This window comes from Streptomyces sp. NPDC033178, assembly GCF_055577685.1.
The window spans coordinates 259072-284657 of sequence record NZ_JBVIPT010000006.1; the positions used below are offsets into that span (position 1 = coordinate 259072).

Annotated in this window: 44 protein-coding genes; 37 read left to right on the forward strand and 7 right to left on the reverse strand. The window is 69.1% G+C overall.

The window, feature by feature from the left end; genetic code table 11:
* Positions 1-5 precede the first annotated feature (5 nt).
* Genes ACZ5VQ_RS17205 through ACZ5VQ_RS17260 form a run of 12 tightly spaced genes read left to right on the forward strand, consistent with a single transcriptional unit; the run spans position 6 to position 5319 of the window.
* Entirely contained in the window at positions 6-1148 is a 1143-nt protein-coding gene (locus tag ACZ5VQ_RS17205) for a hypothetical protein (RefSeq protein ID WP_469105576.1), read from the forward strand.
* A 1-nt stretch (position 1149) separates the two neighbouring features.
* Entirely contained in the window at positions 1150-1623 is a 474-nt protein-coding gene (locus tag ACZ5VQ_RS17210) for a hypothetical protein (RefSeq protein WP_469105577.1), read from the forward strand.
* Positions 1620-1889: a hypothetical protein gene (locus ACZ5VQ_RS17215; RefSeq protein ID WP_469105578.1), complete on the forward strand. Its 270-nt coding sequence runs from the start codon at positions 1620-1622 to the stop codon at positions 1887-1889. The genes ACZ5VQ_RS17210 and ACZ5VQ_RS17215 overlap by 4 nt, the downstream gene beginning before the upstream one ends.
* Complete coding sequence (locus tag ACZ5VQ_RS17220) at positions 1886-2362, forward strand: hypothetical protein (protein WP_469105579.1); 477 nt, start codon at positions 1886-1888, stop codon at positions 2360-2362. The genes ACZ5VQ_RS17215 and ACZ5VQ_RS17220 overlap by 4 nt, the downstream gene beginning before the upstream one ends.
* On the forward strand, positions 2359-2532 hold the full coding sequence (locus ACZ5VQ_RS17225; protein WP_469105580.1) for a hypothetical protein: 174 nt from the start codon (positions 2359-2361) through the stop codon (positions 2530-2532). The genes ACZ5VQ_RS17220 and ACZ5VQ_RS17225 overlap by 4 nt, the downstream gene beginning before the upstream one ends.
* Complete coding sequence (locus ACZ5VQ_RS17230; RefSeq protein WP_469105581.1) at positions 2529-2987, forward strand: thioredoxin domain-containing protein; 459 nt, start codon at positions 2529-2531, stop codon at positions 2985-2987. Before ACZ5VQ_RS17225 ends, ACZ5VQ_RS17230 begins: the two co-directional genes overlap by 4 nt.
* Positions 2984-3205: a hypothetical protein gene (locus tag ACZ5VQ_RS17235; RefSeq protein ID WP_469105582.1), complete on the forward strand. Its 222-nt coding sequence runs from the start codon at positions 2984-2986 to the stop codon at positions 3203-3205. The genes ACZ5VQ_RS17230 and ACZ5VQ_RS17235 overlap by 4 nt, the downstream gene beginning before the upstream one ends.
* Positions 3205-3420 (forward strand): hypothetical protein, encoded by a 216-nt coding sequence (locus tag ACZ5VQ_RS17240; RefSeq protein WP_469105583.1) that lies wholly within the window; start codon positions 3205-3207, stop codon positions 3418-3420. Before ACZ5VQ_RS17235 ends, ACZ5VQ_RS17240 begins: the two co-directional genes overlap by 1 nt.
* The gene (locus ACZ5VQ_RS17245) at positions 3417-3839 is read left to right on the forward strand and encodes a hypothetical protein (RefSeq protein WP_469105584.1); all 423 of its coding nucleotides are present in this window, start codon (positions 3417-3419) and stop codon (positions 3837-3839) included. The genes ACZ5VQ_RS17240 and ACZ5VQ_RS17245 overlap by 4 nt, the downstream gene beginning before the upstream one ends.
* Positions 3836-4240, forward strand: a complete 405-nt coding sequence (locus ACZ5VQ_RS17250) for a hypothetical protein (protein ID WP_469105585.1) — start codon at positions 3836-3838, stop codon at positions 4238-4240. The genes ACZ5VQ_RS17245 and ACZ5VQ_RS17250 overlap by 4 nt, the downstream gene beginning before the upstream one ends.
* A complete protein-coding gene (locus tag ACZ5VQ_RS17255) occupies positions 4233-4703 on the forward strand; it encodes a hypothetical protein (RefSeq protein WP_469105586.1) in 471 nt (156 codons plus the stop codon). The genes ACZ5VQ_RS17250 and ACZ5VQ_RS17255 overlap by 8 nt, the downstream gene beginning before the upstream one ends.
* On the forward strand, positions 4696-5319 hold the full coding sequence (locus tag ACZ5VQ_RS17260) for a DUF6221 family protein (RefSeq protein WP_469105587.1): 624 nt from the start codon (positions 4696-4698) through the stop codon (positions 5317-5319). The genes ACZ5VQ_RS17255 and ACZ5VQ_RS17260 overlap by 8 nt, the downstream gene beginning before the upstream one ends.
* Positions 5320-5544: 225 nt before the next feature.
* On the opposite strand, the gene ACZ5VQ_RS17265 is transcribed toward ACZ5VQ_RS17260, so the two are convergent.
* Together ACZ5VQ_RS17265 and ACZ5VQ_RS17270 are read right to left on the reverse strand one after the other, a co-directional pair.
* Positions 5545-5958, reverse strand: coding sequence for a DUF6221 family protein (locus ACZ5VQ_RS17265; protein ID WP_469105588.1), 414 nt, complete (start codon positions 5956-5958; stop codon positions 5545-5547).
* A complete protein-coding gene (locus ACZ5VQ_RS17270) occupies positions 5951-6256 on the reverse strand; it encodes a helix-turn-helix domain-containing protein (RefSeq protein ID WP_469105589.1) in 306 nt (101 codons plus the stop codon). The genes ACZ5VQ_RS17265 and ACZ5VQ_RS17270 overlap by 8 nt, the downstream gene beginning before the upstream one ends.
* 586 nt (positions 6257-6842) lie before the next feature.
* Here ACZ5VQ_RS17270 and ACZ5VQ_RS17275 point away from each other — a divergent pair.
* The 7 genes from ACZ5VQ_RS17275 to ACZ5VQ_RS17305 all read left to right on the forward strand — a co-directional run bounded on the left by ACZ5VQ_RS17275 (position 6843) and on the right by ACZ5VQ_RS17305 (position 10501).
* Positions 6843-7796 carry a DUF2637 domain-containing protein gene (locus tag ACZ5VQ_RS17275; RefSeq protein WP_469105590.1) on the forward strand — a complete coding sequence of 318 codons (954 nt, stop codon included), beginning with the start codon at positions 6843-6845 and terminating at the stop codon, positions 7794-7796.
* Complete coding sequence (locus ACZ5VQ_RS17280; protein ID WP_469105591.1) at positions 7793-8350, forward strand: hypothetical protein; 558 nt, start codon at positions 7793-7795, stop codon at positions 8348-8350. Before ACZ5VQ_RS17275 ends, ACZ5VQ_RS17280 begins: the two co-directional genes overlap by 4 nt.
* Positions 8351-8360: 10 nt before the next feature.
* Positions 8361-8804: a hypothetical protein gene (locus ACZ5VQ_RS17285; RefSeq protein ID WP_469105592.1), complete on the forward strand. Its 444-nt coding sequence runs from the start codon at positions 8361-8363 to the stop codon at positions 8802-8804.
* 1 nt (position 8805) lies between these two features.
* On the forward strand, positions 8806-9432 hold the full coding sequence (locus ACZ5VQ_RS17290) for a hypothetical protein (RefSeq protein WP_469105593.1): 627 nt from the start codon (positions 8806-8808) through the stop codon (positions 9430-9432).
* A gap of 86 nt (positions 9433-9518) precedes the next feature.
* Complete coding sequence (locus ACZ5VQ_RS17295; RefSeq protein ID WP_469105594.1) at positions 9519-9665, forward strand: hypothetical protein; 147 nt, start codon at positions 9519-9521, stop codon at positions 9663-9665.
* A gap of 4 nt (positions 9666-9669) precedes the next feature.
* Complete coding sequence (locus tag ACZ5VQ_RS17300; RefSeq protein ID WP_469105595.1) at positions 9670-9993, forward strand: hypothetical protein; 324 nt, start codon at positions 9670-9672, stop codon at positions 9991-9993.
* Positions 9994-10141: 148 nt separating this feature from the next.
* Positions 10142-10501 carry a hypothetical protein gene (locus ACZ5VQ_RS17305; RefSeq protein WP_469105596.1) on the forward strand — a complete coding sequence of 120 codons (360 nt, stop codon included), beginning with the start codon at positions 10142-10144 and terminating at the stop codon, positions 10499-10501.
* Positions 10502-10558: 57 nt separating this feature from the next.
* Here ACZ5VQ_RS17305 and ACZ5VQ_RS17310 read toward each other — a convergent pair whose 3' ends face one another.
* From ACZ5VQ_RS17310 to ACZ5VQ_RS17330, 5 genes are read right to left on the reverse strand one after another with little or no spacing between them, the layout of a single operon-like run.
* Positions 10559-10804, reverse strand: coding sequence for a hypothetical protein (locus ACZ5VQ_RS17310; protein ID WP_469105597.1), 246 nt, complete (start codon positions 10802-10804; stop codon positions 10559-10561).
* Positions 10801-10965 (reverse strand): hypothetical protein, encoded by a 165-nt coding sequence (locus ACZ5VQ_RS17315; protein WP_469105598.1) that lies wholly within the window; start codon positions 10963-10965, stop codon positions 10801-10803. Before ACZ5VQ_RS17315 ends, ACZ5VQ_RS17310 begins: the two co-directional genes overlap by 4 nt.
* Positions 10962-11177, reverse strand: coding sequence for a hypothetical protein (locus ACZ5VQ_RS17320; protein ID WP_469105599.1), 216 nt, complete (start codon positions 11175-11177; stop codon positions 10962-10964). The genes ACZ5VQ_RS17315 and ACZ5VQ_RS17320 overlap by 4 nt, the downstream gene beginning before the upstream one ends.
* Complete coding sequence (locus ACZ5VQ_RS17325; RefSeq protein ID WP_469105600.1) at positions 11174-11584, reverse strand: hypothetical protein; 411 nt, start codon at positions 11582-11584, stop codon at positions 11174-11176. The genes ACZ5VQ_RS17320 and ACZ5VQ_RS17325 overlap by 4 nt, the downstream gene beginning before the upstream one ends.
* Positions 11581-11946 carry a hypothetical protein gene (locus ACZ5VQ_RS17330; RefSeq protein ID WP_469105601.1) on the reverse strand — a complete coding sequence of 122 codons (366 nt, stop codon included), beginning with the start codon at positions 11944-11946 and terminating at the stop codon, positions 11581-11583. The genes ACZ5VQ_RS17325 and ACZ5VQ_RS17330 overlap by 4 nt, the downstream gene beginning before the upstream one ends.
* 112 nt (positions 11947-12058) lie before the next feature.
* Here ACZ5VQ_RS17330 and ACZ5VQ_RS17335 point away from each other — a divergent pair, with 112 nt between their 5' ends.
* The 18 genes from ACZ5VQ_RS17335 to ACZ5VQ_RS17420 all read left to right on the forward strand — a co-directional run bounded on the left by ACZ5VQ_RS17335 (position 12059) and on the right by ACZ5VQ_RS17420 (position 25446).
* Positions 12059-12403, forward strand: coding sequence for a DUF6011 domain-containing protein (locus ACZ5VQ_RS17335; protein WP_469105602.1), 345 nt, complete (start codon positions 12059-12061; stop codon positions 12401-12403).
* 64 nt (positions 12404-12467) lie between these two features.
* Complete coding sequence (locus ACZ5VQ_RS17340; RefSeq protein ID WP_469105603.1) at positions 12468-12743, forward strand: hypothetical protein; 276 nt, start codon at positions 12468-12470, stop codon at positions 12741-12743.
* 134 nt (positions 12744-12877) lie between these two features.
* Positions 12878-13393 carry a hypothetical protein gene (locus ACZ5VQ_RS17345; protein WP_469105604.1) on the forward strand — a complete coding sequence of 172 codons (516 nt, stop codon included), beginning with the start codon at positions 12878-12880 and terminating at the stop codon, positions 13391-13393.
* Positions 13390-14733 carry a phage terminase large subunit gene (locus tag ACZ5VQ_RS17350; RefSeq protein WP_469105605.1) on the forward strand — a complete coding sequence of 448 codons (1344 nt, stop codon included), beginning with the start codon at positions 13390-13392 and terminating at the stop codon, positions 14731-14733. The genes ACZ5VQ_RS17345 and ACZ5VQ_RS17350 overlap by 4 nt, the downstream gene beginning before the upstream one ends.
* 250 nt (positions 14734-14983) lie before the next feature.
* A complete protein-coding gene (locus ACZ5VQ_RS17355; RefSeq protein WP_469105606.1) occupies positions 14984-16690 on the forward strand; it encodes a phage portal protein in 1707 nt (568 codons plus the stop codon).
* Positions 16687-16953 carry a hypothetical protein gene (locus ACZ5VQ_RS17360; RefSeq protein WP_469105607.1) on the forward strand — a complete coding sequence of 89 codons (267 nt, stop codon included), beginning with the start codon at positions 16687-16689 and terminating at the stop codon, positions 16951-16953. The genes ACZ5VQ_RS17355 and ACZ5VQ_RS17360 overlap by 4 nt, the downstream gene beginning before the upstream one ends.
* Positions 16950-18023 (forward strand): head maturation protease, ClpP-related, encoded by a 1074-nt coding sequence (locus tag ACZ5VQ_RS17365; RefSeq protein WP_469105608.1) that lies wholly within the window; start codon positions 16950-16952, stop codon positions 18021-18023. The genes ACZ5VQ_RS17360 and ACZ5VQ_RS17365 overlap by 4 nt, the downstream gene beginning before the upstream one ends.
* 11 nt (positions 18024-18034) lie before the next feature.
* Positions 18035-19384, forward strand: coding sequence for a phage major capsid protein (locus ACZ5VQ_RS17370; protein WP_469105609.1), 1350 nt, complete (start codon positions 18035-18037; stop codon positions 19382-19384).
* Positions 19385-19464: 80 nt separating this feature from the next.
* Positions 19465-19884, forward strand: a complete 420-nt coding sequence (locus tag ACZ5VQ_RS17375) for a hypothetical protein (protein ID WP_469105610.1) — start codon at positions 19465-19467, stop codon at positions 19882-19884.
* Between the two features lie 13 nt (positions 19885-19897).
* Positions 19898-20359, forward strand: coding sequence for a hypothetical protein (locus tag ACZ5VQ_RS17380; RefSeq protein ID WP_469105611.1), 462 nt, complete (start codon positions 19898-19900; stop codon positions 20357-20359).
* Between the two features lie 100 nt (positions 20360-20459).
* Positions 20460-20777: a hypothetical protein gene (locus ACZ5VQ_RS17385; RefSeq protein ID WP_469105612.1), complete on the forward strand. Its 318-nt coding sequence runs from the start codon at positions 20460-20462 to the stop codon at positions 20775-20777.
* 40 nt (positions 20778-20817) lie between these two features.
* Positions 20818-21879 (forward strand): hypothetical protein, encoded by a 1062-nt coding sequence (locus ACZ5VQ_RS17390; protein ID WP_469105613.1) that lies wholly within the window; start codon positions 20818-20820, stop codon positions 21877-21879.
* Positions 21879-22274 (forward strand): hypothetical protein, encoded by a 396-nt coding sequence (locus ACZ5VQ_RS17395; protein ID WP_469105614.1) that lies wholly within the window; start codon positions 21879-21881, stop codon positions 22272-22274. The genes ACZ5VQ_RS17390 and ACZ5VQ_RS17395 overlap by 1 nt, the downstream gene beginning before the upstream one ends.
* 6 nt (positions 22275-22280) lie before the next feature.
* Positions 22281-22739: a hypothetical protein gene (locus tag ACZ5VQ_RS17400; RefSeq protein ID WP_469105615.1), complete on the forward strand. Its 459-nt coding sequence runs from the start codon at positions 22281-22283 to the stop codon at positions 22737-22739.
* The gene (locus ACZ5VQ_RS17405; protein WP_469105616.1) at positions 22740-24131 is read left to right on the forward strand and encodes a hypothetical protein; all 1392 of its coding nucleotides are present in this window, start codon (positions 22740-22742) and stop codon (positions 24129-24131) included. It begins immediately after the preceding gene.
* 32 nt (positions 24132-24163) lie between these two features.
* A complete protein-coding gene (locus ACZ5VQ_RS17410; RefSeq protein ID WP_469105617.1) occupies positions 24164-24562 on the forward strand; it encodes a hypothetical protein in 399 nt (132 codons plus the stop codon).
* A gap of 45 nt (positions 24563-24607) precedes the next feature.
* Complete coding sequence (locus ACZ5VQ_RS17415) at positions 24608-25015, forward strand: hypothetical protein (protein WP_469105618.1); 408 nt, start codon at positions 24608-24610, stop codon at positions 25013-25015.
* A gap of 32 nt (positions 25016-25047) precedes the next feature.
* A complete protein-coding gene (locus ACZ5VQ_RS17420; protein WP_469105619.1) occupies positions 25048-25446 on the forward strand; it encodes a hypothetical protein in 399 nt (132 codons plus the stop codon).
* Positions 25447-25586 lie beyond the last annotated feature (140 nt).

Sequence of the window (25586 nt, forward strand, 5' to 3'; positions counted from 1 at the left end):
ACACCGTGACCACCGACCCGACCGCCGTCGACCGCATCCCGCTCGCCCACTCCGTCCGCTACGCCGCCCGCGGACTGCCCGATCTGCCGTACCAGTACGGGCGCGGCACCCTCCGGCCCTTCGAGATCATGCTGACCTACCGGTCCGCGCCTGACAGTCAGCTCGGCCGTGTGCACGCCTACGTGGTTGGGCGGATCCACGTGGACGGGCAGGCGGTCCCGCACAGCGAGCCGTATGGGCAGCACTACGACGAGGGCCTGGACGGCTGGCCTGAGTGGCTGGCGGAGGAGGCGCGGCTGCACGACCCGGAGTCTGCCGGGCCTGCGCCTGCCACAGACCGGGCCGCGCGGGAGCAGCAGTACGGGCAGGTGCTGCGCCGCTGGGGCCTGCTCGACGAGGTGAACGACCCGAAGGCCGCCGAGGAGTTCGCCGTCACCGCTCTGCTGGCCGTCGCGGATGCCGAGCAGGCCGGACTGCATGTCCGCATCGCCGAGTTGGAGTCGTCGTGCCGCGACGTGGACCGCCTCCGCAGGGACTGGGTGGAGATGCGTGATCGCGCCGAGGCGCTCGATGTCCGCGTCCAGGCCCTGACCGCCGCCGTGCTGTCCGACACCGATCGGCAGTTCCTCGCCTTCGCTCTCGATCAGGCCGCCGAGGAGATGTCCCTCCGTGACGGGTTCACCGAAGAGGACCGGGCCGCACTGGAGAAGCTGCGTCGCATGGCCGACGAGACGCCACAGCCCACGCAGGAGCCGCACTCGTGCCCGAACTGCGAGGGCGTCGACCCGGACACCTGCTTCATGAACCCGAACCGGCCGCCCGAGCAGTGCCCTGCCGCCGAGTTCGAGGACTACGGCCAGCAGTGCCAGAAGGCCGTCGGGCACGAACTGCACACCTTCGAGGAGACGCCCGCTGCTGTGGCGAAGCCCGACGAGGAGGCCGCAACTCCCGACCCCGACGTTGTGGCGTACCAGTCCAACGGCGGCCGACTCCTGCGCTGCATCACCCACGCCCCCGAGTGGGCGGCAATCCTCTGCGGCGACTTCCACCCGGTCACCTCCGAGGACCTCCCGGACGGCGGGATCTGCACGTACCCGGACTGCGGCGCGGACGTCCTGATCAACCAGCAGCCCGACGAGGAGGCCTGACATGGCCGAGCTCCCCGCCGCCTACCTCGCCTACCTCGCCAAGCGAGACGCCCAACGCGCCGACGCCATCACTGGCTTCCTCGCCTCGCTCACCGACCGGGAACGCGCCCTCGTCCGGGACGCCGCCGTCATGGGCTACGTGCGAGGCCGCATGCACCCGCAGGGCGAGAAGCATCCGAAGGACAGCGCCGTCCTCGCTGAGGTCGTCGACAGTTGCCTCGCCATCACCGACATGTACCCGGCGATCAGCGACGACACGGAGCCGCCGTACCCGCCGAGCACCACGTGGACGATCCAGACCCAGCGGCGCGGCATCTGGCACCGCTGGCTCGGCGACCGCGACACCCTCGACGAGGCCCGCGAGGACTACCAGCACCAGGTCGACAACGGCGGCCACGAGCACGCGTACCGCCTCGTCCGCTCCGACACCACGTTCGCCGTCGAGGCCGAGCACACGCCGGAGGACACCTCGTGAACGGGGAGCTGCTCGGCGAGGCGATAGACACCGCGTTCACCCTCGCCCGCGCTTACGCCGCGTGGATCGTCATCGGCGGGATGGCCGTGTCGGCGCTACTGCTGGCCGTGGCGGCGGGCATCGCGTGGGTGTGGCGTGCCGTCAGGAAGCGCCTGGAGCGGCCCTCCTGGGCCTGCGGGCGCCGAAAGGCCCGGATCCTCGCACACGCCCGCGCCAGACGCTCCAGCGCCCGCACAGACGATCCCGGATACGAGGAAGCCGCATGAACACGCCCGCCATGAACCCCCACACGACCCTCGTCGCACTCTTCTCCGTCGCCCACACCCCAGAGAAAGCCGAACACGCAGCCACGGAAATCCTGCGCCAGCACGCCCACTACCTCGCCGAACAGCTCCGCAACGACGCAGCCACCGGCGACAAGTCCGGCCTCACCCGCATCTACTACCGGGCCTCCGCCGACCGCATCGACCCGCAGGCCGCCGACGACCCGCTCACCGTGCTCCGCGCCGTCGAACAGAATCCGCGCTACCAGATGGCGGATGGCTGCCCCCACTGCCCTGACGGCCACACCCCGCCCGACCACGGGCAGACATGGGGCGCCTACGTCGGGACCGAGCGGGACGGTGACGGGCAACCGATGCAGATCATCGTCGCCCGCAGCGCTGGCGCGCACGTCGCCGAATCCGACGCCGAGTGGGTGCGCGCCCGCCTCAACGACACGACGGATGACCAGCCGTGACCGCCCCGTCGTCCACCCCACGCGCCGAGCGGGCAGGGAAACCCGGCATCACCTGGGAGCAGCAACTCGTCGCCACCGAAACCGTGGTCGACGACGACGCACCCGACCCCGCACCGCCCAACCGGGCCACACGACGCGCCCTCGCACGCCGAGCACGGAGGAACCGATGACCGACCAGCCCGAACCCGACACCTGCCGCCCCGTCGACATCGACGGAGAAACCATCCGCGTTCGCGGCACCAGCGACCTCAGCCCCGAAGGCCAGGAAGCCCTCACCGCCCTCGTTCGCGTAGCCAAGGCCAAGTTCGTAGCGGACGCCCCAGAGATGGTCGGCAAGCTGCAGCAGAAGCTGCGCCTCGCACACAAGGCACGGCGTGCGAAGGAGCATCAGCTGGACGGGATCCGCCGTGCTCTGTGCGATGCGGGGTTCATGGACGACGACGACCCGTACTCGCACGCCGACCTCGCCGACGTGATCCGGCAGAACGGGCAGGCCCTGCGCGACGACCCCGCCCCCGTCGTGCGTGACCCGTGCCCCCGCTGCGAAGGATCACCGGCACTCATCCCACGCGAGCAGATGGCCGGCCACATGCGCGACGAACACGACGAGGAGCAGCAACCGTGATCAACCTCGGCGAGTACAGCGTCACCGGAGACGACCCAACCGGCAGCCACCCAACCGTCGCCCTCACCTGCGACCTCTGCAGCAACAACGTCATCGGCACCGGCGACGTCGCCACCTGGCAGACCGACGACTTCGTACCCTCGATCGCGCACCTCGTCGCCGCCGCGGAAGTCCACGAGAAGACCCGCCACCCACAACCCAGCGAGGAGCAGCACTGATGGCCAGCCCCACCCCCGCAGCCGAAGCGCTCCTCGTCGCGTTCGACGAACTCCAGCTCGCAGAGATGCACGCCGCCGCGTCCGCCCGCATCAAACGGGTGCGAGCCCTGCACGTCCAGGAGTACGAGGCGTGCGCCTGGTGCTCGACCAACGACCGGCACGTGGCATGGCCGTGCCCAACCATCGAAGCCCTCAACGGACAGGACCAGCCGTGAGCGTCTGCGCCACCTGCCTCGAACCCGACATCCGCGACCACAGCAAGCACCAGTGCCCCGGCCCCGGCGAGATCGTCCTCACCCGCCACCTCGGCTACGGCCTCATCGTCAACACCGCACCAGCCCGCGCACGCATGGCCCTCGACGTCCTCGCCGGCCACGACTGGGGCGCCACCCTGCAGAGCCCCAACATGGTCAACATCGCCGACCAAGTCCTGTACCGGGTGACCGGCTACGACGCTGGGTCGGCGGCTCTGCTGCTGGAGTTGGTGGAGGACTGGCGGCCAGTACCCACCGCGAAGTTGAGCGAGGTCGACGAGGAGGAAATCCGGGCGCGATGGCTAGCCGTGCACGGCAACAATCAGACCGCGCACCCGGTGACCGAGTCGCACCCGGCAGACGAGGAGCCCCAGCCGTGAGCAGCAACTACCACATCCTCTGCCTCAGCCACGACCCAGCCCTCACCGTCACCGGTCTCGGCCACAACAGACCCGAAGAAGCCGAAGCCGCCGTACGCGACGACACCGACAACCACGCAAACTGCGACCTGCTCATCGCCCGCCACTCCGGCGCCCTCATCGAGCTCGGCTGCCCGTCCACCTACCCGGCCCGCGAAGGCGCCTACCGGTGCGGCACCCACAGCAGAACCGAGTGGGTTGATGTTGAGTGGCTGCGCCTACTTGCTGCGGCCTATCAGTCCGACGACGAGGCGGTCCGGGGTGTGACGGCAGAGCGCGGTTTCCGCTGCTGGCCGTGGGAGCGGCTGCGTAGGCTGCGGGACGAGCTCGACATCACCGTGAAGGAGCAGCCCAGTGTTTGACCCGACCGCGGACACCGAAGCCGTCGCTCTCAGGTTCAAGCGGTACGCGCAGCAGTTCACCGTCGACGAAGACTTCCTCCTTGATGTCGACGTGGCCGTGCAGCAATCGTTCTTCGGCCAGTTCGCCGTCCGCTTCCAGGCGAAGATCCTCGCCGACGAACTGCCACCCGAGACGTTCACCGCCCGCCAGCACGTCACCTACGAGATCCCCACCTCCACCTGGCAGATGTGGAAGAAGCGCCACGCCCACCGCTGGTACGCCCGACGCCTCGTAGCCCGCCGGCCCGTCCGCTACGAGCCCGACCCGGAAAGGCGTGGCACGGACGCTGTGTGCACGTTCAGTCTGGAGCGGTACCGCACGTACCCGCGGGCGAAGTTCCGGCTGCCGGAGCAGTTCGGCTCTGCGGTGCTGGTGCATGCGATCCGCGATCCCCAGTGGAGCGAGGAGGGGACCAGTGCCTGACCTGCACGGCTGGATCACCCAACAGATCAACGAACGCGAACGCCTCGCACGCGTGGCTGCCGAACTCTGCGGCTGCCACCCGCCCGCACCGGCCTGGTCGTTCCGAGACGGCGACGAACACACCGACGGCCGGATCCTCATCGTCGACGAGCCGCACCCCAGCCTGAAGCGGAAGATCGGCCGCCGGTGGAACGGCTCCTACGACGGCCTGGCCATGGCGCAGCACATCGTGGCCAACGACCCGGCCGCCGTGCTGCGCCGCTGCGAGGCCGACCGCCGCATCCTCAACCGCCACCGCCTCGACCCCTCCGAAACCTGGGCGCCCTGCTGCGAAGGCTGCGGACGCTCCGGCTACAACGAACTCTCCGTCGTCGACAACCTCAACGACTGTCCCGAACTCCTCGATCTCGCCCACGCCCACGGCATCACCGACGAGATCCTCGCCACCCTCGACCAGCCCGAGACGCCGTCACAGCCCGAGCGGCCCGATGGCGGGCGCGGGTTCCTCATCCCGAACGCGCTCGTCGACGGCATGGCCGAGTCGCTGATCCGCATGGGCATGGAAGTGCCGGCCGCACTACGCGGCCCCAACTGGCAGGCCGGCCCACCAGCCTGACCCTCCGTGCCATCCTGCGCGTGCCTGGTGTGGCTGGAACGGGACCCCACCCACACCGGGCAGCGCCCGCTCTCCTGACCTGGACGGAGCGGGCGCCGCCGCGTTGTCACACCCGGCCGTTACGCTCATCCTGCTGTCCACCGTTCTTGCGGGCGCGGTAGGAGCAGCACTGCTACACGACGAAGCCCTCCCGAACTGCTACCGGGAGGGCTTTGTCATGAGCGGCTACGGGCGCCACGACTCCAGGTAGCCGGGCCGGTCCGCGTAGGGCAGCGCGAGCAGCTTGAGGACCCACGCGGTGCCGCCCGTGTCGCCGTGCTCGCGCAGCCACGCGTACCGATCCACGACCTGCCGCTTGGCGTCGATCTCCCGCAGCACCCGAGCCGGATCCCACTCCGCAATATGCCGCGCCACACCCTCAGTCTCCGACGCCTGAGGATCGACATCGGTGATGACGCCGTCGTCCATCGAGTCGCCGATAAGCCAGCGCGGACCTTGACCGCGTTGCTGCCGTCGCTCCACGCCGTACGGCGAGGCCTCGGCTGTCCATCTGCCCGCGTCCTCGTGCCATGTCGCACCGAGCGCGAGCCGCTTGTCCTCGTCGAGCTGCTCGCCGAGCCACCGCACCAGCTCATCCATCGCCTGACTCCTCCGCTGCCGCAGTCTTCGCGCGGTCCTTCCCCGACCGCGAGTAGCCCGCCGTCAGGTCCTGAATGGTCGTCGGCGACACGCCCAACTCCTTGGCGATCTTCCGGACGGAGGCGTCCTCAGGCTCCAGCAGCTCCAACACGGCCTGCCGCCGAACCTCCCGCAGCGCTTTGCTGTGCTCCGGCCACTCCTTCAGCACCCTCGCGACAGCGAGCGCGCGCGTCTTCGGGTCGTCGATCTCGGAGAGACCTGCGAGAGCGTCCAGCACGCGCTGCACCTCCTTCTCCATGCCCCGTCCCTTCCCTGGGCGGGCTGCGTTGCCACTGTACGGGATATCCCGTACGCTCGGCATCAGGCAGCCCACGCTGCTCACCAATGAGAAACGGCCCGGCAGGAGATCTCACCCTCCTGCCGGGCCAGCCAGATCCCCTGAGCAACCAGGAGAAATGACTGTGAGACACCGTACCGATCGCCCGCCCCAACAGCCCACCCCCCGCACCTGCACCGGATGCAACGGCGACGGAGGCCGCACCGTCGACACCAGCAGCAACGGCATCGTCCGCCAAAACTGGAAGACCTGTGACACCTGCAACGGCAGCGGAACGGCAGGCGCCCGCTGATGGGCTTCCTCCTCAACCGGAAGCTGAAGGCCGCCAACCCCTACGCGTCGAACCCCTCGACCGCCGAACGGGACAAGGCCGCACGCAAACAGGCCTAGCAGGACCGCAAGACCGCCGGACGAGGAACCCGCCACCGCGCCGAACTCGACCGCGGCAACGGCGCCCGCTGGCCCTGGTAACCACCCCGATCGGCCGCCCTCCCGCGACAATCCCCCCGCGGGAGGGCGGTCCCACTTCACGACACCGGAGCCCACCGTGAAGACCACCGGCAACGGCCGCCGACTCTCCCAACCCATCCGCCTCGCCTGGGGCCTCGTCCTCGGCATGCTCCTCGCAGCCGCCGCCTGGTCCCTCTCCGGACAACTCCACCAATGGGGCATGCCCTGGCTCCTCGCCATCGCCCTCTCCGTGATGTTCGACGCAGCCGGACTCATCTGCGCCACCTACGCCAGACGCGCCGTCGAACGCGGCACCCCCGCCGGCCTGTCCCGCCTCGCGATCCTGATGTTCGTCACCGTCGCCGGAATCCTCAACTGGCACCACGGCCAGCAACTCGGCGGACTCCCCGCCGCCGCCGGGTTCGCATCGTTGTCGGCCGGCGTGGAGCTCCTCTTCGAACTCCACCGCCGGGACATCCGCGACGAGCAGCGAGCCGACCGCGGCCTCATCGCCGAGCGCCTTCCGCACATCCCGTTCCTCGGCTGGATCATGTACCCGGGCCGGTCCTGGACGACGCTGCGCGCGGCCGTGGGTGTCCGCCTCGAACTGCTCGACCCCGTCCAGACCGGACACCGGATCACCGCTCCGGACACCACGGCCGGACGGGACAAGCGGATGGACAGCACTGTCCGCTCCGCTGTCCTCGCCGCCGCGACCACCTTCCCGGACGCGTCCGCCGAGGACATCGTCGAGCACCTGTCCGCCGCCCGGATCGACACGGACACGGACACCGTCCGGACCATCCTCGGCCCGGACACGGACAACCGTCCGGACATGGCGGACAGCAGGTCAACGCGTCCTCCTGTCCGCCGAGTCCGGCCGATCGCCCCGCCCGGACAGACCGTCGCGGACAGCATCCGGACAGCCCTCGCATCCGGGATCACGGACAAGGACGCGGTCATGTCCTACGTCCGGAAGATCCACGGACAGGACGTGTCAGCCGACACCATCCGCCGGACACGGACCCGCATCGAGCGCACTGCCTCATGACCGGCCAGGGCGGCGACGAGCTGCGCATCCGCGCGTTCCTCCGCGCCCTCAACGCCCGCCCCTTCGGCCACTCCCACGACCTGCGAAGGACCACCATGACCGCCCCGGACCCGGACGAGCAGCCGCGCTGGTGGTCCGTCGGCAAGCCCCCCGCCGACGAGCCGACGGACCCGGAGCCGACACCCCCCATGCCCCCGGGCTGGAACATCACCTTCACTCCGCCCGCCACACCCGAACCCGTCGACACCCGAACCCAGGAACGCCGCGCCCGCGCCCGCCGCTGGTTCCTCGTCCACGGCGCCGGCGCGGGCGTCGGCTACACGTTCGGCCTCTACCACTCCATGGCGGCGTTCCTCGACACCCTCGGCCCCGGGGCCCCGGCCACCGGTCTGTGTCTGGCCGGGTTCGGCTGGTTCGGCGCCGAGTTCGCCACCGAGCGCTTCGGCCGGTTCCTGCCGTCCCGGCTGCGCCCGCACATGGCGTGGGTGTGCCGCATCCCCATGTCGACCGCACTCCTCGCCACCGCGCTGCACGCGCCCAACGCCCTCATCTAGGAGACCCCCGATGTACCTCGCAGCAGCCGAAGGCGCAGCCCTCGGAGCGCTCGGCGCCGGAGGCATCTCACTCGCCCTGACCGTCCTCCTCGTCCTCGGTGTGAAAGGCGAAGGGCGAGTCCGGCTGAAGGACAACCCGGCGCTGATCTGCGGATTCGTCGCCTCCACCGCGTTCTCCGCAGCAGGATCGATCTGGGCGAACCCCGAGCAGATCACCAGCCAAGGGCTGACCGGGCTCGGTGTCGGCACCGGCTCGGGCCCCTTCGGCAACGTGGGCCTCGGCGCGGTCGCGCTGATCCTGCTCTTCCTGATGCTGTGCTGGAAGATGAGCCCGCTACGCGGAGCGATCCTCGGCTTGATCGCAGGGATCGTGTGGCCGGCCGCCGGGGACGGCACAGTGTGGGCGATCCCGTCCGAGTTGGGCGCCGCGATCCTGATGATGATCGGCGGCTGAGATGCGCGTCTGGGTTGCCGTCTGGGTTGGGTCCACGGTCATCTGCCGCGCTATCGCTGCGTGGATCGCCGGGGGAGTCACCCTCAAACTGATCATCATCATCATGGTCGCGGGCGTCACGAAGGGGCTCCCCTGGACCACGAACATCGTCTACACCGCGGCCGCCGGATGGGTGCTCACCGCGATCGCCCTCGGCCTCCGCGCACCCGACCCCACGGTCTTCCCGGCGGCCGGCCTGGCCTCGCCCGAGGAGCCCCCGCTCCCCACCCCGCTGGAGCTCACTCAGGCCCTCCATGCGATCGGTGCCCCGCACGCCCATGTCAGTGCTCTCGCTGAGGCTCTGGACGCCTCCAACGAGGCCGTCCGGGAGGGGCTGAGGGAGGCCCGCATCACCATCTCGGACGGGGTGCGGATGAAGGGGCGCCCGGTGGCCGTGTCCCCGGGCGTGAAGAGCAGCCACTTCCCGGCCCTCCCCTCTCCTACGCAGGACGGCGCCCCGGAAAGGGTGTTGACCAGCAACAACAACAGCAACAACAGCGGCGAGGAGGGGGCCCGAGAGGGGATGTCGATCATCAAGGACGAGGGGCACCCCAGCCGCTGGCACGTACTGCGCCGAGCGCGCACCTAGACCCCGGGGCGGGCCGCTCCATCCGCCAAGAGAGCGCGGCCACGCCCCGGTTCCCCATCCCGCATTCACGAGACAGGAGCACCATCATGGCGCTGCCCAAGAACTGGCCGACCCGCGACCCCAACCGAGTCCCGGAAGGTGAGAAGCAGGTGACCGAATACTCGGCACGCCGCGGCGGCTACTACCCGAAGGCCAAGAAGCCCGTCCCCGGCACACCGAAGCAGGGAAACTGAACCCATGCCAACCCGACACTTCACCCCCGCCGAACTCGCCGCGCTCGGGATTCCGCCCGACACCCACGACGACCTCATGTACTCCGACCATCTCATCGCCGACGAGTTCGTCACGACGCTGAAGTACTCGGCGCAACGCCGGGTGATCTTCCGTGCCCCTGACGACGGCAAGACCTATGCCGTCGGCTACGAAGGCCGTCTCGACGTCGGTGACTTCGAGGTCGGAGGCGACGGCCCGCCCAACTACGGCTGGTACGGCGACACCGTCGAGGGCGTCGAGGTTGAGGAGGAGGAGGTCACCGTCACCCAATGGGTGCCCGTCGACTGAGGTCGAGTTGACGCGCCTGCCACACTGAAAGCCCCCCCTGAAGGCCCTGCCGGTTCTACCCCCGCCGGTGGGGCTTTCGCCTGTTCCCGCCCCGTTGTCGGTGGCGGGCGTTACGCTCCGGGGCCTCATCTACGTTCCGGGGGGAACCATGGATCAGCCGTACCCGCCCCAGCCCGACAGCACGCCGCCCGCCCCGCCGCCGGCGCGGAGACGCAACCGGCCTGTGCTCATCGTCATCGCTCTCGTCGTCGCCGCCGGTGTTGGTGCGACGGTGTGGGCGTTTGCGCGCACCACCTACGACGAGCATGTCGCCGCCTGCGAGAAAGCCCTCACCTCGTCGGCGACGAAGACGAACCGGCCTGACGCGTGTGAGCCGCTGTCGCAGGAGGATTACGACACCCTCCACATGGGGTGGATCATGCAGAAGACGTTCGATGACATGTCGAAGGAGGATCGGGACCTGTTGGATTACTCGGATGACGGGTCGATCAACGGGAGCATCGGCTGACGGTGGGCATGGAGTGGCCCCGCTGGTTTCCCGGCGGGGCCTTCGTCATGCGGAGGGTCAGCGGCGCGCTGCCATCCGGTCCTGCGCCATGAACGCGACCGCGACGCCAGCGGCTGCGGCCGGGGCCGTCACGATGACCGCCGCCCACCCGAGCCACGAGTCCGGGCCCACGAGCAGCGCGACGATGCAGCACGCGATCGCGGCGACGGTGAGGCCCGTCCAGAACATGCGGCGCATGCGGCGGTCGTCGGCGTCGCGTTGCTGTTGGCGGGCGCGCTCGCGGGCGCGGAAGTTGTAGGTCACGTGGTCGGCTCCTCGTCTGAGCGCGCGGCGTCTCCGGGGTAGTCGACGCAGTCCTTCGTGTGCTTGATCGCGACCGCGTTCCCGTCGGGGCGGCCGACGATGACGCGGACGTCCATGGTGTCGAACGTGGCGTGGCAGTGCGGGCAGTCGACGTCGCTCACGTCGGCTCCTCGCCCGGGCGTACCGGTCCCGCGTCCAGCAGAGCCAGCGCCCGCACGAGCAGCGTCCGGCACATCTCCCGCTCGCGCGGGTCGGTGATCGTGTCCTCGGGCGGGATGGCGAGGTTGGCGTAGTCCCAGCCGTTCGACGCCCGGTAGAAGAGGCCGACCTTGTCGTCGTCTGGCGGGTCGGGGATGGCTGGCGATTCGCTCATGTGCTCGTCTCCTCGCTGCTCACCGGACGCTCCTCGGGGGACAGGTCGTCCCGGACGGGGGAGCCCTCTGCCAGTTCGTTGAACACCGGGTTGTCCGGGCGCCCGAACTCTGATGGGTCGAACGTGGTGAGCAGCAGGTCGCGCTCACGGCGCAGCTTCTCCGAGTCGCGCATCCTTGCGTGCACGTCGACGCGTCCCTCGGGCTCACCCCAGACGACCCGGTTCACCACCCGGCGTCGGACGTCGTCCGGCATCCCCTCGTCGATCAGCGCACGCTCGACCATGTTCAGCGTCTGCCGTAGCGCCTCGGCCTGCATGTGCTGCATGGGGTCTGTGAGGAGTGCGTCGCGCATTCCGGGCTGCTGGTCGAGGTAGCGGCTGATGGTGCTGTCGGTGAACTCGCTCATGCGGTCTGCTCCTCACCGCGTGCCGGGTTGACCGGGCGCTTCACGCCCTGCGGCCAGCTCATATTGCCGTCCTTGTGGCGGCCCTCGTGCCCGGTAGGCAGCTCGCACCGGTCGTCGTAGTTGGGCGCGCCACACGCGACGCTGCTCCGCGACCACGGCCCGACCGCAGGGCGCTCGGGGAGCTTGGCGCCGGGACGCCGCATGTACCAGCGGATGAACTCGCGGATGACCCGGCCGCGTGGGCTGCGACCCTCTGGGTGCATGGCGCGGGTGGCCGCTTCGAACGGGACCCATTCGTCGTCGGGGGCGCGGAACTTCCGCTGGGGGTCGTATTCGGTGTCGGTCTCGGTGGTGGGTTCCATGGGACCAGAGTATCCGAGATTGTGGCCACAAACGAGTGAACCAAACCTCTTGCCTTGTGGCCACAAGACGCGTAGCTTTGTGGCCACAAGGAAGCGAACGAGGGGGAACCACATGAACGCCGCAGCCACCACCCACCACCACACCAACTGCCTCCGCTGCGGCCGCACCCTCACCAGCGCCAAGAGCATGGCCACCGGCTACGGCCCCACCTGCGCCCGCCACATCCGCAACGCCCCCGTCGACCTCACCGACTACAAGCCCCACCAGATCCAGTCGGCCCGCGAGTTGATCGAAGACGGCGCGATCCTCCCCCTCCGCAACCTCGTGTTCATCGCCGTCAGCACCGACGGCACCGAGACCTACAAGACCGCCCCCACCGCCTGCTCCTGCCCCGCCGGGGTCAAGGGCTCGCGCTGCTACCACCAGCTCGCCGCGCGGCTCTTGCTCGCGGCCTGAACCCCGGCGGGCACCCCCCACCATCCGGTAGACCAGACAACAGCCACCCATGGAAAGGGAACCCATGACCCACGCCGCCAACGTCACGAACGCCGACGTTCAGAAGCTCCTCGACGCTCCCCACGAAAAGCCGGTCCTGTACATCGCAGTCGACGAGGACGACGGCACGGCAACCGTCGACGTCTGGGCCGGTGCCCTCGTGGCATCCGCGATGGTGATCGCGACCCTCGAAGAAGTCCGCGACTGGCTCGGCGATGACGTCACCAGTGAAGCCATCACCGACGTACTGCCCACTCTCCAGGAGGAGGCAGACCGGATCGCCGGAACTCTCTCCGCCTGACCCCACGCATGACGAAGGCCCGCCCTGGACGCCCAGCCAGGACGGGCCTTCGCTGCGTACACACCGTCCACCAGTTGCACGCCGCCGTTACCATCAGACCACAAGCAGCAGGTAACACGCGAGAGGCGGGCACCATGACCGACCCCAACGCCCGCCCCGACCGCAGTCGCGACGGACGAGGCCAATACATCCGCACACCCGAAACCGCACGACGCGACGCCCAAGCAGCAGACCTCCGCGCCGAAGGCTGGACCTTCCAAGCCATCGCCAACGAACTCGGCTACAGCGACAAGACCAACGCCCGCCAAGGCGTCCGCCGCGCCCTCCGCGAAATCGTCCAAGGGCCGGCCGAGAAGCTCCTCGCCCTCCACATGGAGCGCCTGGAGACCCTCTTTGAGGAAGCCGTCGAGGTCTCGGAGCGCGACCACGTCGTCGTCTCCCACGGCAAGGTCATCACCATGCTCGACCCGGAGACCGGCGAGGAGAAGCCCCTCATCGACTCCGGGCCCAAGCTCGCCGCGCTCCGCGAAGCCCGGGCCACGCTGGAGTCGTTCCGGAAGCTGACCGGGCTGGACCAGCCGACGAAGGTGAACGTGTCGGGCGGTGTCCGCTACGAGGTCGTGGGCGTCGATCCGGAAGACCTCACGTGACGACGGCCGCCCCCGGCGCTGTCGTCCGATACGAACCCCGCGGCGCCGCCCGCGAGTTGTTCAAGGAGCGCAGCTCCGAGGTCGTCATCGCCGGGCCGGCAGGTACAGGCAAGTCCCTCGCCTGCCTCTTCCGCGTCCACCTCGCCGCGCTTCACAACCCCGGCATCCGTTGCCTCATCGCCCGTAAGACCGGCGTGTCCCTCACCTCGACCACCCTCGTCACGTACGAGAAGAAGGTCGCCGAGGATGCGCTCGCCCGTGGCATCGTCTCCTGGTACGGCGGCTCGGCCCGCGAGGCTGCCTGCTACCGGTACTCCAACGGCTCCGTGATCGTCGTCGGTGGCCTCGACAAGCCCGAGAAGATCATGTCTTCGGAGTACGATCTCGTGTTCGTCGACGAGGCCACCGAGCTCACGAAGACCGACTGGGAGTCCATCAGCACCCGCCTCCGTAACGGTGTCCTGTCCTGGCAGCAGCAGATCGCCGCCTGCAACCCGTCGCATCCGACGCACTGGCTGAAGCAGCGCACCGAGGACGGCACCGCGAAGATGCTCGTCTCCCGCCACAAGGACAACCCGGCCTACGTGAACGCCGACGGCACCCTCACCCCGAAGGGCGTCGACTACTTCAACAAGCTCGACAACCTCACCGGCGTCCGGCGGCTGCGGCTCAAGGACGGGAAGTGGGCGGCCGCGGAGGGGCAGATCTACGAGGCGTGGGACGACGTCGTCCACCTGGTCGACAAGGTGCCGCACACCGCCGCCTGGACCCGCTGGGGGGCGGTCGACTTCGGGTACACGAATCCGTTCGTCTACCAGGACTGGTGGGAGGACCCGGACGGCCGCCTGTATCTGGCGAACGAGATCTACTTCACCCGGCGCCTCGTCGAGGACCACGCCAAGCAGATCAAGGAGGTGCTGTTCTACCCGTCCGGGCAGCCGCGCGGGCAGGTGCCGCGCGCGATCATCTGCGACCACGACGCAGAGGACCGGGCCACGCTGGAGCGGCACTTGGGCCTGTCGACATCCGCGGCGAAGAAGACAGTGTCCGACGGCATCCAGGCGGTGCAGTCGCGGCTGAAGGTGCAGCCGGACGGCAAGCCGCGCCTGTTCATCGCCCGCGGCGCGCTCGTGGAGCGGGACCCGGAGCTGGAGGCAGCGTCGCTCCCTGCCTGCTCGACGGAGGAGGTGGCGGGCTACGTGTGGGCGGTGAAGCCGGGGAACGCCGGCGGGCTGAAGGAAGAGCCGCTGAAGAAGGACGACCACGGCATGGACACGATGCGGTACATGGTCGCCGAGAAGGATCTGGGTGCGCGGCCCAGTGTGCGCTGGCTGAACTGACTAGCTTGTGGGACTCATACAAAGACGCTCCGACCTCGACGGGACGGCTATGAACGTGAAGAAGGTGCCTGTGCGCAGGTGGATGCAGAGATTGAATAGGGCTATGCCGGTTGTGCTTGACACGTCTGGGGTTATTCTGTTGTCGGGTTCCGCCACTCTGTTCTTCAACGTGGCGGCCGGAGTGGCCGCGCTCGGCGTCGGCTGCCTCGTCCTGAACTGGCGGTTCTACGGCACGTGAACGGAGGGGTAGGTGGCCAGAACCCTCCTCGGCGCGATCCTCAACCGCGCAACCACGGCCACCCCCGTCCCCTTCGCCTCCCGCTCGCAGTCCTACGGACGCGGCCTCTTCGGCAGCAACCGCAGCGCCGAAGGCCAGATGCGGGCCATGTCCGCAACCGGGACGCTCTTCGCGATCGTCGACTGCACCTCGAACGCGACCGCCCTCGTCGAGTGGAAGCTGTGGCGCAAGGCCAAGTCCGGCCGCAAAGAAGACCGCGTAGAGGTCACCTCGCACGCGGCCCTCGACCTGTGGAACAAGCCCAACCCGTTCATGCCACGGCAGGAGTTCGTCGAGGCGCAGCAGCAGCACTTCGACCTCACCGGCGAGGCCTGGTGGGTCATCGCCCGCGTCCCCGGCATCAAGCTGCCGCTGGAGATGTGGCCCGTCCGGCCCGACCGCATGGCCCCGGTCCCCGACCGCGACAAGTTCCTGCAGGGCTACGTCTACACCAGCCCTGACGGCGAGCAGATCCCCCTCGGCCTGGACGAGGTCATCCAGCTGCGCCGGCCGAACCCGTTGGACCCGTACCGCGGCCTGTCGCCGGTGCTGTCGATCCTGCCCGACCTGGACACCTCCAGGTATGCGGCGGAGTGGGCGCGCGCGTTCTTCCTCAACAGCGCGCAGCCCGGCGGGATCATCGAGGTCCCGGTGCATCTGCAGGACAACGAGTTCAACGAGATGCGGGACCGGTGGGCTGAGCAGCACAAGGGCGTCAACAATGCGCACCGCGTGGCGATCATCGAGCACGGGGCGAAGTGGGCCGACCGCACCATCAGCCAGCGCGACATGCAGTTCGTGGAACTGCGGGGCGCGACCCGGGACGCGGTGCGTGAGGCGTACCGCATCAGCAAGACGGCCATCGGCGACTTCGAGGACATCAACCGTGCGAGCGCGTTGGCGGCGAAGTCGTGGTTCGCGGAGCAGCAGACGGTGCCCCGCCTGGAGCGCATCAAGGGCGCCTTGAACTTCGAGCTGCTCCCGATGTACGGGGCGACCGCGCAGGGGCTGGAGTTCGACTACGAGCCGCCGACTGCCCCGGACCCGGAGGTCGAGGCGCTGCAGCTGACCGCGCGGGCGAACGCGGCGAAGGCGCTCGCGGAGACCGGCATGTGGGCGCCCGACGGAATCCTTTCGGCGGTCGGCCTGCCGGAGATGGACGCCTCGCCTGCGGTCGGCGGCGACGGGTCGATCAGTCCGCGCGAGCTCGGCGACATGATCCAGTCGATCTATCTGGGCGTCGACGTATGCATCACATGGGATGAAGCGCGGGAGATCCTCAACCGGGCCGGCGCGAACCTGCCGTTGGGGGTTCCGGCCCCGTCGAAGCCTGCGCCTGCGTTCCCGCCGACTAAGGCTCCCGGGCCCGCGCCGGACGGGGAGCCGCCGGCCGAGGGTGAGCCGGTTGAAGGCGAACCGGCCGACGCGTGGACCGAGGCGATCGCCGGACTGACCGGCGAGGACGTCGAGGCGGCGATGCGCTGGGAAGCCGTCGCGCACATCGATGAGAACACATGCCAGCCGTGCGCCGACAACGACGGCACGGTCTACCGGAACCGGGCCGCCGCGTACAAGGACTACCCCGGGGGCCGGGGCTACGTGAAGTGCGTGGGGGCCGAGCACGGCAACGACTGCCGCTGCAAGGTCGTAAAGCGGCGGAAGACGGGAGACGACGAGTGAGCGCCGACCAGCCGCGCAAGCTGCGGATCAGCAGGCCCGACAGGGAAGCCGGGTGGGCCGTTGAGCTCGGCGGCCATGACGTCGCTTCAGCTCTGAAGGGCCTGTCGCTGAACATCGAAAGCGCGCACGTTGCGTCGGCCCGGCTCGACATCCTCGTCGAGGACCTGTCCACAGAGGCCGAGGTCAAGGCGTGGCTGCCGGACGCGACGAAGGATCTCCTGGTCCGGCTCGGCTGGACTCCGCCCGCTGAGGAGGCGCCGTGAACATCGTGATGCCCGGCAAGGCTGCCGTCTTCGCCGCGAACCAGCGCGAGCAGGCCGACAAGCTGCGCGCCCAGCACGGCATCGAAGCCCAGCCCTGGTACCGCATCACCAACGCCGCGGACCCGGATGAGGCCGAGGTGATGCTGTACGACGAGATCGGCGGCTGGTTCGGGGCGACCGCGGACCAGTTCATCGCCGACCTGCGCGGGGTCACCTCCCCGAACCTGCGGGTGAGGGTCAACAGCCCTGGCGGGTCGGTGTTCGAGGGCATCGCCATCGCCAACGCGCTGCGCTCCCACTCGGCGAACGTAATCGTCCAGGTCGACGGGATCGCCGCGAGCATCGCGTCCGTCATCGCCATGGCCGGGGACCGCATCGAGATGTCCCCGAACACGATGCTGATGATCCACGACGCGTCCGGGCTGTGCATGGGCGATGCCTCCGACATGGAGGAAATGGGCGAACTCCTCGACCTCATCTCCGACAACATCGCCGACGCGTACGCGGCCCGCGCGGGCGGCACCCGCGAGGGGTGGCGGGAGCGGATGCGTGCGGAGACCTGGTACCTGCCCGAGGACGCCGTAGAGGCGGGCCTGGCGGATGAGGCGACGAAGGCCCCCACGAGCGGCGAGCCGGTGACCGAGCCCAAGGAGGACGAGCCGGAGCCGGAGATGCGGAAGGCATTCGACCTCACCGCATACGGCTACCAGGGCCCGAAGCAGGACGGCCTGGAGATCGCGTCGCCATACGCGAAGGGCGGCATCGTCGATGGCGCTCCTCTGGTCGACGCAGACCACCCGCCGCGGTTCACGATCGACATCGAGTCTCTCCTCGACGAGGAGACCGTGGCCCGGCTCCGCGCCGCCTTCGCGCCTCCGCCCGTCGAGCCCGCAGCCCCGGAGCCCGTCGCGGTCGTCGAGGAGCCCCGCATCGAGCCGGTCCCCGAGACCGTGCCCGAAGACGACTGGGCTGGCGTCATGGCCCACCTCACCCAGCCGGACCCGTGGTCTGGCCTCATGGCCCACCTGACCGAAACAACGTCGGCGTCCAGCGCGGCGACGGCAGCCTGAAGGAGGCACCAGTGGCAACACCCACGATCCCGCGCGACGCCGACGAACTCGCCGACGCGCTCGGCGACACCGCGACGCTGAAGGACATCGTCAAGGACAAGGAGACCCTGGAAGGGTTCATCCTCGACTACGCCAAGGGGCAGCAGAAGCACGACCCCAACATCGAGGCGCAGATCAAGGAGGAGACGCAGCGGCAGTTCGCGGACATCCTCCGCGACGACAAGCTCCTCAACGGCATCAACCGGCTCAACCTCGACCCCACCGCGCCGCCTGTTGCCCGGTCGAAGCACTACAACCCGAAGGCTCCGGGTGCTGCGCTCGACAAGCAGTTCACGGGCTGGGGCGAGTACCTGGCCCAGACGTGGACGGGCGCGAACACGCAGGAGTCCCTGAGTGCCCGCTCGGACATCAAGAAGATCCAGAACGCGTTCGGCAGTTCGGTGCCGTCCGACGGTGGATTTTTGATCCCGGAGTTCCTGCGCTCCGAACTCCTGCGCGTGGCGCTGGAGATGGCCGTCGTCCGCTCGCGTGCGCGGGTCGTGCCGATGGAGAGCCTCAGCGTCCCGTACCCGATGATCGACAACACGTCGAACGCGTCGAGCGTCCACGGCGGGATCGTCGGCTACTGGACCGAAGAGGGCGGCGCGCTCACCGACAGCGCCCCGACGTTCGGCCGCATCGACCTGATCGCGAAGAAGCTCACCCTCTACAGCGAGATCCCGAACGAGCTGTTCCAGGACAGCATCATCAGCCTCGAACAGTTCATGAACGAGTCGTACCCCGAGGCCCTCGCCTGGTTCGAGGACGTCGCGTTCATCGACGGCAACGGCGTCGGCCAGCCCCTCGGCTTCCTCAACGCCCCCGCCGCCGTGTCCGTGACCAAGCAGGCCTCCCAGACCGCGGGCACCATCCTGTGGGAGAACATCGTCAAGGCCTACAGCCGTATGCTCCCGGCCTCCCTCGGCCGCGCGGTCTGGGTCGCCCACATCGACACCTTCCCCGAGATCGCCACCATGGCCCTCTCTGTCGGCACCGGCGGCAGCGCCGTGTGGATCGGCAACGGCGACGGCGCCGGCGCACCCCCGGTCACGATCCTCGGCCGTCCCGTCGTGTGGACCGAGAAGGTCTCCTCCGTCGGCACCGCGGGCGACATCAACCTCGTCGACTTCGGCTACTACCTGATCGGTGACCGGCAGGCCATGCAGTCGGCGACGTCGACCGAGTTCAAGTTCGGCAACGACAAGACCGCGATGCGTGTCATCGAGCGCGTCGACGGCACCCCGTGGATCAAGTCCGCGATCACCCCCCGCAAGGGCTCCAACACCCTCTCCCCGTTCGTGAAGATCGAGACCCGAGCCTGATCCGCCAGCCCCGGCAGGCAGTAACGCCCCTGCCGGGGCCAACCCGAAACGGCATTAACCCCCCGTAAGGAAGGCACATCATGGATGGACTCGGAAGGGTCTTCAACGTCGTCGCAGTAGCCGACGACGTGTACGTCCCCCTCAGGGACGCAGGCGCGGTCAGCTTCGTCTGCTTCCTCGGCGCCGGTGACACCTACACCGTCACCTCGGCGGCCAGCGCAGGCGGTACCGGCGCGGCGGCACTGGCCACCGTCGATCACTTCTACGACAGCACCGGCACCGGCGGCGCGTGGTCGCTGGTGGAGCAGGCAGCCGCGTCGACCGTCGTCAACAACGGCACGGCCGGCCACGACTGCTCGGTGTTCACCATCGACGAGTCAGAACTGCCCGACGGCCACACGCACGTCAAGGTGGCGTCCACCTCGACCGGCACCGTCGTCGCGATCCTCCACGACCTGAAGGTCGGGCGCGCGCCCGAGAACCTTCCGGCTCTGGTCTGAGAGGGGCTGAATCATGAGCGCATCTCCCCCTTCGGGCACGGCCCTTCGGTCGCTGGTCCTCGGCAGCTCACCGGTCTCCAGTGCGTCGGGTGCTTTCGCCGCGGACACGCGGACCATCTTCACCATCGCCGGCGGCGAGGTGCTGATCACGGCCCTGTGGGGCAAGGTCACCACCGCGATCACCGTCGCCAACACGGTGAAGCTGCAGACCAACCCCACCACCGGGACCACGGCGGACATCGTGACCGCGACGGACGTCGGCACCACGGACACCGCAGTCGGTTCGATCCTCGGCGTCCTCGACCAGACCGACACCGCCCCGGACCTGTCGCTGGACGGCAAGGCCCTGTCCGGTGTCGTCGTCTCCACCGGGGACATCGAGCAGGTCACCACCGGCACCAACCCTGACGGCGCCGTCACCTGGTACGCGACGTGGGTGCCGCTCACCGACGGCGCCACGCTGGTGGCGGGCTGACATGGCGCTGAGGCGATGCCAGGAGTGCACCACCCGCTTTGCGGTGGGTCTCCTGGCGTGCCCGCACTGCCAGTCGACGGATCACGAGGAGGACGCCGCAATGCCGAAGATCACCCGCCACGGCGGGCCCACCATCGCGGGCGCGTCGGTCGTAGGCGGCTCGTGGGGCAACGAGGGCGACGCCGACGTGTGGCCGGAGCCCGCAGACAAGGAGGGAGGTGAGGAGTCATCTCCTGGGAGCAGCTCCGAGACATCACCCGAGACGCAGTCGAGCGGTACCGAGCCGAGCAAGCAGCCCCTCACATCGCGTGCCCGAACGACGGGCATCCGCTCGAAGAAGGCCCGGACGGCAAGCTCTTCTGCCGCTTCGACGGATGGCGACCAGACGGAAGCTACGTCGGCGTCTGACGGAGCCTGACCAACTACTCAACCCGCATGGCGAGAGGAGGTGATGAGAGATGACGGTCCCGTTCTACGCGACGCGCGAGGAGATCAAGGCCGAGCTTGATGTGAAGGAGACTGCCCGGTCCAATGCCCGGATCGACCGCGCGCTCGCCGATGCGACCGAGGCGGTGGAGGGGCTGACGCACCGGCGCTTCTACCCCGAGCTGGACACCCGCAAGTTCGACTGGCCTCCCCGCGCCGGAGCCACACCGTGGGTCCTGCGCCTCGACCAGAACGAACTCATCTCCGTCACCGCCCTCACCTCCGGCGGCACGGCGATTGCGGCATCCGACTACCTGCTGCGGCGCGCCGACGACCTCGACGAGCCCCCGTACACGCGCCTCGAAATCGACCTGTCGTCGAGCGCTTCGTTCGGCGGCGGCGACACCTACCAACAGGACATCGTCGTCACCGGCCTGTTCGGCTACCGCAACGACGAGACTCCGGCCGGCGTCACGGCCGAGGCGCTGGACGCGTCCGAGACGGGCGTCGATGTCAGCGCTGGCACCTCGGCTGCCGTCGGTATCGGCTCGCTGCTGCGCGTCGACACCGAGCGGATGATCGTCACCGGCCGGGCGCAGCTCGACACTGGGCAGACCCTCGGCGGGGCGGGGCTGACAAACGTCAACAACTCGGTCACCGTGACCGTGCAGTCCGGTGCCGCGTTCGCTGCTGGGGAGACGGTCCTCATCGACGGCGAGCGCATGCGGGTCGACGACATCGCGGGCAACACGCTGGTGGTGACCCGGGCGTGGGATGGGTCGACGATCGCCGCTCACAGTGTGGGCGCGGCCATCTACGCGCCGCGGACTCTGACGGTGGCGCGCGGCGCGCTCGGTACGACGGCCGCCGAGCACCTCACCGCGGCGGCCGTGTTCCGGTGGGATCCGCCCGGCCCGGTGCGGCAGTTGTGTGTGGCGGAGGCGCTCACGGACCTGTTGCAGGGGCGTTCCGGCTACGCGCGGACCGCAGGCTCAGGTGAGGGCGAGCGGGAAGCGTCCGGGCGGGGCCTCGGGGATCTGCGGAAGCGCGTGTACGTCAGCCACGGCCGCAAAGCCCGGATTCGGAGCGTGTGATGCCTGGCTTCGATATCCGAGTCAACGTCAACTCCCGCGGCCCCATGGTCGACGGACGAGCCCAGCGTGCACTGCACGACGGCACCGACCAGGCCAACTACCGGGTGGCGACCGAGGCGGAGAACATGGTCCTCGGCCACCTCGCTACGTCGATCCGAAAGCGCACCCCCTACTACGAAACCCGTGTCGGGGTGGAGCGTTCCTCGCGCGGCGGCTACGAGGTCACCGACCACGGCGTCATCTACGGGCCGTGGCTGGAGGGGACCGGCAGCCGGAACTATCCGGTGACGCGATTCCGCGGCTACCGGGCGTTCTCCCGCGCGCGGGCCCTGATCCAGACCCGGGCGCCGGGGATCGCACGCAGCGTCATGGCCCGCTACACGAGAAGGATGTGAGCGGCCATGCCCCTGGACATTGCTGCCCCCCGCGCCGTGCTCACCTCGCATGCGCAGGCCCTCGGCCACTTCGGGCAGGTCCTCTCCCACGAACCCCTGTCCGCACCCGGCTCCGGCCTCACCTACGCGGTGTGGGTCGGCGGCATCGAACCGCTGCCCGGCAACTCGGGCCTCAACACGACGGGCGTGTACGTCACCTTCAACGGGCGTCTCTACCTGCCCGCCGACACCGAGCCCATGGACGACATCGACCTGCTGCTCACCGGCGCGGTGGACGCCCTGATGAACGCGTACACGGGCGACTTCACCCTCGGCGGCAGCGTCCGCAACATCGACCTCCTCGGCCAGTTCGGAGACCGCATGCGCGCCCGCTACGGCTACCTCGACATCGGGTCGACGACCTACCGGATGGCGACGCTGTCCATCCCGACCGTGATCAACTCCGTGTGGACGCAGGTGGCATAGATGGCAATCACAGACGGACTCGGCCAGGCCTTCTACTACGGCGGCTACGACCTCTCCGGCGACACCGGGAGCGCCGACGACATCGGCGGCGGCCTCGTCGGAACCCAGGACACCACCGCCATCAACATGTCCGCCTACCGACGCAAAGGCCTCCTCCGCGACGGGCGGATCTCCTGGGGTGCGTTCTTCAACAAGGCGGCCGGCCAGGCGCATGAGCGGCTCGGCGCGCTGCCGGTGGCGGACCGGCAGCTGATGTGGGCGACGGGTGCGGCGATCGGCGACCCCGTGGCGTGCCTTGTCGGGAAGCAGATCAACTACGACTTCACCCGCCCTCAGGATGGCTCCCTCACCATCGCGGTCAATGCGCAGGGCAACGCGTTCGGCCTGGAGTGGTGCGACCTCCTCACCGCGGGGAAGCGCACCGACACCGCGGCGACGTCCGGCACTGCCGCCGAGTTCGGGTACGACGGCGAAGACTTCGTCCTCCTGCCCGGGGCGTCCGGCGACTACGTCTCGACCCCCGACGCCGCAGCGCTCGACATCACGGGCGACATCGACCTGCGGGTGCGGGTGGCGTTGAACGACTGGACTCCGGCGGCCGAGTCGACGCTGATCGCCAAGTACACGGCCACCGGCAACCAGCGCAGCTACGCGCTGGCGGTGACCACGGCGGGCGCGCTGATCTTCCGCTGGAGCGAGGACGGGACCGTCGAGAAGACGGAGACCTCCTCGGCCAACCTCGGCGCGCTCGCGGCCGGCGCCACGACGTGGGTGCGGGCGACGCTCGACGCGGACGTCGGCGGCACCGACGCGACGGTCACCTTCTACACCTCGGACGACGGGGTGGCGTGGACTGCGCTCGGCACCCCGCAGGCTGTCGGTGCGGTCACGTCGATCTTCGCGTCGACCGCAGTGCTGGAGCTGGGCGGGCAGACCCTCGGCACGGTCAACCGGCTGGCGGGGAAGGTGTTCCGGGCGCAGGTCCTGTCGGGGATCGCAGGCTCCTCGGTGGCTGCTCCGGCCGCGGCAGCGGCAACGGGCACGGTGACGGACGCGACACCGCGGACGTGGACGGTCAACGGCGACGCCTACGTCTCCTCGCACACCTCGCATGGGGCGCAGGCGTATCTGCAGGTGTTCAGCTTCGCGGGCACGGACGTGACGGTGAAGCTGCAGCACTCCTCCGACAACGGGGTCGATGACGCGTTCGCGGACATCACGGGCGGCGGGTTCACGCAGATCACCAGCGGGCCGACGGTGCAGCGGATTGAGATCGCTGCGGGGACGGAGATCAAACGGTATGTGCGGGCGGTGACGGTGACGACAGGCGGCTTCACGTCGCTGGTGTTCGCGGCTGCGGTCTGCGTCAACGTGACGGCGGTGACGTTCTGATGGGCGCCCCGTTCCGGCCTCAGGATCCGCGTATGCCGGTGGAGGCGTACCGGACGTGGAGTGTGCAGTCCCGCCCGGACAAGCGGGTGAAGTCGGTGTGCGAGCGGGTGGGCTGTCCGCAGTGGCGGTCTGGCTGGGAGTCCGTCATCGACGAGTCCACGCATCTGGGCAAGGCGCAGGCGGCGTTCATCCGCGGATCTCGGCGGACCTTCAAGGAGCAGAAGACCGCGGCCGGGCTGACTGCGTTCCGCTTCGAGTCCGGGCAACGCTGCTTCGCCGATCACCAGACCATGCCGGAGCTGTACCTCGTTCGGGGCGGCGACTACCGGGCGAAGGTCGGCGAGGTGCGGGTGCATAAGAACCCAGCCGACTGGGTGGAGCACGTGCAGCAGCACATGGGGCTGCTGCTCGACGAGCGGGACAAGGGCTGAACCACACCGCCGGAGAGCGCGGCGTAACTAGGAAGGAATACGGACATGGCGATCGAATCCGGACTCGGGTGGTCGGCGTTCAGCGTGGACGATTCGGGCGGTAACGCGCGAGACATCCGCAGCAGCACCTTCAACCTGGACTGGACCATGCCGCGCGGCGTCCAGGACATCACCAGCCTCGCCGAATCGGCGATGGCCCGGCTGCTCCTCCTCGCCGACTACTCCGGCACCGCCGCCGGAGGCTTCGACGACGGATCAAACCTGGCGCACGACGTGCTCAAGACTGTCCCCTCTACCTCGGTCGAGCGGACGATCACCACCACCATCTCGGGCCAGACGCTGGCAGCCGAGTGCATCCTCACGGACTACGCGATGACGCGTGCACAGTCCGGCGAGTTCACGTGGTCGGTGCCCTTCCAACTCGCTTCCGGCATCGTCCCGGCCTGGTCCTGACCATCCCCCCCAACACGATTGGAGGTGCGGCCGTGGGATTCCGCGAGCCCGAAAGCACCATCACCCTCCGCTTCGAAGTAGGCCACCGCTACCACGGCCTCGAAGCCACCCTCCGCAGCCTCGACTTCGCCACGTACGCGGCAGGCCTCGGCTGGTACGGCAACGAAGGCTGGGGCGACGACGAGACCTTCGAGCATTTCCACAAGGCGCTCATCAGCTGGAACCTCACCGACCAGCAGGACCAGCCGATCCCCGTCGGTGAGTCCCGCGGACGCGACACGCGTCTGATCAAGGCGCTCAACAGTGCGTGGATCCAGGCGCTCACGGGGGTCCACAAGTCCGACCCTTTGCCCGACAGCTCCACCTCTGGCGAGAGCTCCCCGGCGCCCGTAATTCCGATGGCTCCCTTGTCCGAGAGCCAAGCCAGCTAACTCAAGCCCGCCGCATCCTCGGCCTCCTCGAACGGTTCCCCGGCTACACCCTCACCACCCTCATGCAAGAGGACACCCTCCTGCTGCGGCTGCTCGCCATCGAAGCCCTCGGCACACCCAACGAACCCGAACCTGCGGAA